General features: G+C 71.2%; 7 protein-coding genes. 1 reads left to right on the top strand and 6 read right to left on the bottom strand.

Going from position 1 to position 6,333, the window contains the following annotated elements:
- The 6 genes from FUT87_RS17060 to ureA form a co-directional block, all read right to left on the bottom strand.
- On the bottom strand, positions 1-523 hold a 523-nt coding region (locus FUT87_RS17060; protein ID WP_255511886.1), incomplete at its 3' end, for an urease accessory protein UreF.
- Positions 507-1,166 carry an urease accessory protein UreE gene (gene ureE, locus FUT87_RS17055; protein WP_147241786.1) on the bottom strand — a complete coding sequence of 220 codons (660 nt, stop codon included), beginning with the start codon at positions 1,164-1,166 and terminating at the stop codon, positions 507-509. The genes FUT87_RS17060 and ureE, both read right to left, overlap by 17 nt.
- Positions 1,167-2,885: an urease subunit alpha gene (gene ureC, locus FUT87_RS17050; RefSeq protein WP_147241785.1), complete on the bottom strand. Its 1,719-nt coding sequence runs from the start codon at positions 2,883-2,885 to the stop codon at positions 1,167-1,169.
- Positions 2,885-3,190, bottom strand: coding sequence for an urease subunit beta (locus FUT87_RS17045; RefSeq protein ID WP_147241784.1), 306 nt, complete (start codon positions 3,188-3,190; stop codon positions 2,885-2,887). The genes ureC and FUT87_RS17045 overlap by 1 nt, the downstream gene beginning before the upstream one ends.
- Entirely contained in the window at positions 3,187-3,777 is a 591-nt protein-coding gene (locus tag FUT87_RS17040; RefSeq protein WP_147241783.1) for a HupE/UreJ family protein, read from the bottom strand. The genes FUT87_RS17045 and FUT87_RS17040 overlap by 4 nt, the downstream gene beginning before the upstream one ends.
- A gap of 9 nt (positions 3,778-3,786) precedes the next feature.
- Positions 3,787-4,089: an urease subunit gamma gene (gene ureA, locus FUT87_RS17035; RefSeq protein WP_091725629.1), complete on the bottom strand. Its 303-nt coding sequence runs from the start codon at positions 4,087-4,089 to the stop codon at positions 3,787-3,789.
- Positions 4,090-4,199: 110 nt separating this feature from the next.
- On the opposite strand from ureA, the gene FUT87_RS17030 reads away from it, so the two are divergent.
- On the top strand, positions 4,200-6,333 hold a 2,134-nt coding region (locus tag FUT87_RS17030; RefSeq protein ID WP_404935414.1), incomplete at its 3' end, for a cytosine permease.

The raw sequence follows: 6,333 nt of genomic DNA, 5'->3' as shown, positions 1-6,333 counted from the left end.
CGCCGAGGCGCTGGGCGTGCCGCTGAAGTTCCCCGACGAGGTCAAGGGCGTGCAGCGCCTGGTCGACGGGCACGTCGATCGTCGACAGCGCGAGCGCATGACGAAAGGCATGGTGGGCGGGCCGCCCCTCACCGCAGTCGACCAGCAGCGCCAGCTGCGCCGCCGTGGCCATCGGCTGGCCGCGCAGCCAGACGAGCAGGGACTGCCCCATCTGCTCGCTCTGCAGCCGGGCCTCGGCGCCGTCGCGCGTGGTGCGCAGCCAGCGGGCCAGCGCGCGCAGCGCCGGTTCGTCGCCGGCCCGCCAGGCGACGATGCCTTCGGCGATGGCCGCCAGGTCGCCGCGCGCGAGCAGCCGCAGCTGCTGGCTCAACCAGGCGCCGGCGCTCGCGTCGTCATGCACGTGGCCGTGCTCGACCGCCGCCTCCAGCCCCTCGGAGTAGGAGAACGCCCCGATCGGCAACGCCGGCGACGCGAGCCAGACCAGCCGCAGCAGCGGCGGGACCGGATCAGTGGTCGTGTCCACAACCCGGGCCATGCACGTGCGGCGTCGTGGCCGACTGGATGGCGATGGTCTTCTTCGGCGAGGCCGCGGGCGCTGGGGCATGGCCGTGCTCGTGCGCATGGCTGTGCCCGTGCTCGTGTGCATGGTCGTGCCCGTGCCCGTGCCCGTGCTCATGTCCATGGCCGTGGCCGTGGGAGTGCCCGTGGCCACCGGCCGCATAGGCGCCGCCTTCAGGCTCGAAGCCCTCCTCCACCGCGTTCACGATCAGGTGCATCGCGCGCAGCATGTCGGCCAGCACATGGTCCGGCTCGATCTTGAGGTGATCGGGCTGGAGCTCGATCTGCACGTGGCGGTTGCCCAGGTGATACGCCGCGCGGACCAGGTCGAACGGCGAGCCGTGCGACGCGCAGGCGGTGATGCGCAGCAGCGGCTGCGGCGCGGCGATCACGCGCACCAGCGAGCCGTCCTCGGCCACCAGCACGTCACCGCCGCGCACAGTGGTGCCGCGCGGCAGGAAGACGCCGAGCTCGCGGCCCTGGCTGTCGGTGGCCTGGAAGCGGCTCTTCTGGCGCGTGTCCCAATCGAGCGTGACGGTCGCGGCGCGCTTGAGCAGCACCGGCGCGAGACCGGCGCCCTGCGCCAGCAGTTTGGAGACTTGGATCATTCAGAACAGGAAGTAGCGCTGCGCCATCGGAAGCACCGAGGCGGGCTCGCAGTGCAGCAGCAGGCCGTCGGCGCGCACCGCGTAGGTCTGGGGATCGACCTCCATCCGCGGGGCGTAGGCATTGTGGACCATGTCCTTCTTGCCCACGCCGCGGATGCCCTTCACCGCCACCGCCGTCTTCGCGAGCCCATAGCGCGCGGCCACGCCGCCCGCGATCGCGGCCTGCGACACGAAGCTCAGCGAGGCCCGCGCCAGCGAGCCGCCAAAGCTGCCGAACATCGGCCGGTAGTGCACCGGCTGCGGCGTCGGGATCGAGGCGTTGGGATCGCCCATCGCGGCCAGCGCGATCACGCCGCCCTTGAGGATCAGCGAGGGCTTGACGCCGAAGAAGGCCGGCTTCCAGATCACCAGGTCAGCCCACTTGCCGACCTCGATGCTGCCGACCTCGTGACTGATGCCGTGCGCGATCGCCGGATTGATCGCGAGCTTGGCGACATAGCGCTTCACGCGGCCGTTGTCATGGCGCTCCGAATCGCCGGGCAGCTGCCCGCGCTGCTGCTTCATCTTGTGCGCGGTCTGCCAGCAGCGCAGGATCACCTCGCCCACGCGGCCCATGGCCTGCGAGTCGGAGCTGAACATGCTGATCGCGCCGAGGTCGTGCAGGATGTCCTCGGCCGCGATGGTCTCCTTGCGGATGCGGCTCTCGGCGAAGGCCAGGTCCTCGGCGATCGCCGGGTCCAGGTGGTGGCACACCATCAGCATGTCGACGTGCTCGTCGAGCGTGTTGATCGTGTACGGCCGCGTCGGGTTGGTGGAGCTGGGCAGCACGTTGGCCTCGCCCACCACCTTCAGGATGTCCGGCGCATGGCCGCCGCCCGCCCCTTCCGTGTGGAAGGTGTGGATGGTGCGGCCCTTGAAGGCGGCCACGGTGTCCTCGACGAAGCCGCTCTCGTTGAGCGTGTCGGTGTGGATCGCGACCTGCGTGTCGGTGGCCTCGGCCACGTCCAGGCAGTTGGAGATCGCCGCCGGCGTCGTGCCCCAGTCCTCGTGCAGCTTCAGCCCGATGGCGCCGGCCTCGATCTGCTCGACCAGCGCTTCCGGCCGGCTCGCGTTGCCCTTGCCGAGGAAGCCCAGGTTCATCGGGAAGGCATCGGCCGCCTGCAGCATGCGCTCGATGTGCCACGGCCCCGGCGTGCAGGTGGTGGCGAAGGTGCCGGTCGCCGGACCGGTGCCGCCGCCCAGCATCGTCGTCACGCCGCTGGCCAGCGCCTCCTCGATCTGCTGCGGGCAGATGAAGTGGATGTGGGAGTCGATCGCGCCGGCGGTGACGATCGCGCCCTCGCAGGCGATCACCTCGGTGCCGGGACCGATGACGATGTCCACGCCCGGCTGCGTGTCCGGATTGCCGGCCTTGCCGATGGCGACGATGCGGTGGTCCTTCAGGCCGATGTCGGCCTTGACGATGCCCCAGTGGTCCAGGATCAGCGCATTGGTCAGCACCGTGTCGACGGCGCCCTGCGCGCGCGTGCGCTGCGACTGCGCCATGCCGTCGCGGATGGTCTTGCCGCCGCCGAACTTCACTTCCTCGCCGTAGCCGCCGGCGCGCAGCGTCAGGTCGTCCTCGACCTCGATGACGAGCGCCGTGTCGGCGAGCCGGACGCGATCACCCACGGTCGGGCCGAACATCTCGGCATAGGCGCGTTTGCCGATGCGGGCCATCACAGCGCTCCCTGGACCAGGCCGCGGAATCCCCAGATCTCGCGCAGGCCGGCGATGTCGACCAGCTCGACGGTGCGTTGCTGGCCGGGCTCGAAGCGCACGGCGGTGCCGGACGCGATGTTCAGGCGCATGCCGCGCGCGGCCTCGCGATCGAAGCTCAAGGCGGCGTTGGTCTCGGCGAAGTGGTAATGCGAGCCGACCTGGATGGGGCGGTCCGCCGCGTTGACCACGGTCAGCACCAGCGTGCGGCGGCCCGGATTGAGCTCGAGCTCGCCGGCGTCGGTCAGCAGTTCGCCGGGGATCATGCGATCACCAGCCGGGTCAGCAGGCCCAGGCCCAGCAGCGCGATCGCGCCGCCGGCCGCGCGCGACCAGACCGGCGCCAGCGCGCGCAGGGCGTCGCCCAGCGCCAGGCCGCCCGCATGCAGCAGCGCCGTCGCGAGCACCATGCCCACGAGCGCCGCGCCGCCGCCGAGCTCGGCGCCATGCGCCAAGCCATGGAAGACGGCGAACGCACCGACCAGCGCGGCCGATGCCGTGGCGCCCAGCCGCCAACGCGCCGCGGCGACCAGCCCCAGCACCAGCACCGAGGCGGCGACCATCGGCTCCACGCCCGGCACCGCGAGGCCCTGCGCCCCCAGCCCCAGGCCCGCCAGCGCGCCGACCAGCAGCAGCCCGGCGAAGGCGAACGGCGCGGCCAGCATGCGCCGGCCGGTCTGCGTGAGCGCGCTCCACAGCCCCACGGCCAGCATCGCGGCGAGGTGGTCCAGGCCGGTGAACGGGTGCATGAACCCGGCCGTCAGGCCATGGTCATGGGCGGCGTCGCCGGCATGGGCGGCGGCCACGGCGGGCAGCGCGGCAACGGCCGTCGCGACGAGGAGGCGTCGGATCATGGGAGGTCCTCAGGGAATCGGTTGGTGGACGGTGACGAGCTTGGTGCCGTCGGGGAAGGTGGCCTCGACCTGGATGTCGGGGATCATCTCGGCCACGCCGTCCATGACGTCGTCGCGGGTGAGCAGCTCGCGGCCGGCCTTCATCATCTGCGCGACGGTCCGACCCTCGCGGGCGCCCTCCATCACGGCGGCGCTGAGGTAGGCCACGGCTTCGGGATAGTTGAGCTTCAGGCCCTTGGCCTTGCGCCGCTCGGCGAGCAAGGCGGCGGTGAAGATCAGCAGCTTGTCTTTCTCTCGGGGCGTGAGTTCCATGGCCTTGAGCGGGTGGGCGGCGACGCGCCATTCTTGGATGCCGGTCCACCGCTAGCAAGCCCCATGCCGGTGCGGGCACGGTTCATGCATTTCCCGCCCTGCCCCGCCCCATGGACACGCCGCCCGCCCCCCAGGACGCCCCGCAGCACATCATCAAGCTGCGGCGGGACTACAACGCCTGGGTCGCCCGCGAGACGCTGGAGGACTACGCGCTGCGCTACACGCCGCAGCGCTTCCGGCGCTGGACGAGCTGGCGCGTGGCCAACACCGCCTTCGGGGCGGCGTCCTTCCTGATCCTGGAGGCGGTCGGCGCGACGCTGCTGCTGCAATACGGCTGGACCAACGCGGCGCTGGCCATCCTGGCCACCGGCCTGATCATCTTCCTGGCCGGCCTGCCGATCAGCGTCTACGCGGCGCGGCATGGCGTCGACATGGACCTGCTGACGCGGGGCGCCGGCTTCGGCTATATCGGCTCCACGCTGACCTCGTTGATCTACGCGAGCTTCACCTTCATCTTCTTCGCGCTGGAGGCGGCGGTGATGGCCTACGCGCTGGAGCTGGCGCTGGACATCCCGCCGCAGTGGGGCTACCTGCTGTGCGCGCTGGCCGTGATCCCGCTGGTCACGCACGGCATCTCCGCCATCAGCCGGCTGCAGCTGTGGACGCAGCCGCTGTGGCTGGCGCTGCTGGTGCTGCCCTTCGCCTGGGTGGGGTGGCTTCATCCTGGTGCATTCGATGGCATCACGACCCAGATTGGGTCGCAATCGGGCACCGCGGCCTTCGACGCGCACGCCTTCGGTGCGGCGCTGACCGTCGGCGTGGCGCTGATCACGCAGATGGGCGAGCAGGCCGACTACCTGCGCTTCATGCCGCGCCAGACCGCCGCGAACCGGCTGGGCTGGTGGGCGGCGGTGCTGGCCGGCGGCCCGGGCTGGATCGTGCTGGGCGTGCTGAAGATGCTGGGCGGCGCGCTGCTGGCCTACCTCGCGGTCAGCCATGCGGTGCCGGCGGAACGCGCGGTCGACCCCAACCAGATGTACCTCGCCGCCTACGAGTACGTCTTCCCGCAGTACGGCTGGGCGGTCGCGGCGACGGCGCTGTTCGTCGTCGTCTCGCAGCTCAAGATCAACGTCACCAATGCCTACGCGGGCTCGCTGGCGTGGAGCAACTTCTTCTCGCGGCTGACCCACAGCCATCCGGGACGCGTCGTGTGGGTCGTGTTCAACACGCTGATCGCGTTCATGCTGATGTCGATGAACGTCTTCGAGGCGCTGGGCCATGTGCTGGGCCTGTACGCCAACGTCGCGATCGCGTGGATCATGGCCGTCGTCGCGGACCTGGTGATCAACAAGCCGCTGGGGCTGTCGCCGCCGGGCATCGAGTTCAAGCGCGCCCATCTCTACGACGTAAACCCGGTCGGCGTGGGCGCGATGGCGCTGGCCTCGGTGCTCTCGGTGGCGGCGCACCTCGGGCTGATGGGCACGCTGGCGCAGGCTTGGTCGGCGGCGATCGCGATGGTGACGGCGCTCGCGAGCGCACCGCTGATCGCCTGGGCGACCCAAGGCCGCTACTACCTCGCCCGCCCGGCGGCGGAGATCCAGGCGGCCGGCACCGAGGCCGTGCGGCGCTGCGTGATCTGCGAGCGCGACTACGAGGGCCCCGACATGGCCCACTGCCCGGCGTATCGCGGCGCCATCTGCTCGCTGTGCTGCACGCTGGATGCCCGCTGCGGCGACCTGTGCAAGCCGCACGCCAGCCTCTCGGCGCAGTGGTCGAGCGCGCTGCGCCGGGTGCTGCCGCGCCGCGGCTGGGCCTACATCGACACCGGGCTGGGCCACTACCTGCTGCTGATGCTGGTCATCACGCCGCTGCTGGCGACGCTCTTCGGCCTGCTCTATCACCAGCAGCTGCAGCAGTTGCCGCAGGTACCGCTGATCGATGCCGCAGCGCAGGAAGCCCTGCGCGCGAGCGTGCGCGCGGGCCTGCTGAAGGCCTTCTTCGCGCTGCTGCTGGTGGCCGGCACGGTGGCCTGGTGGCTGGTGCTCGCGCACCAGAGCCGCGAGGTCGCGCAGGAGGAATCCAAGCGCCAGACGCAGGCGCTGATGCGCGAGATCGATTCGCACCGCCGCACCGACGAGGCGCTGCAGGGCGCGCGGCTGCAGGCCGAGCGCGCGCAGGCCGCGGCCGAGGCGGCCAACCAGGCCAAGAGCCGCTACATCAGCACCATCAGCCATGAGCTGCGCA

The sequence above is a fragment of the Mitsuaria sp. TWR114 genome (assembly GCF_007997345.1).
The sequence above is the reverse complement of the archived record's forward strand: the minus strand, read 5'-3'. Positions and strand labels throughout refer to the sequence as shown.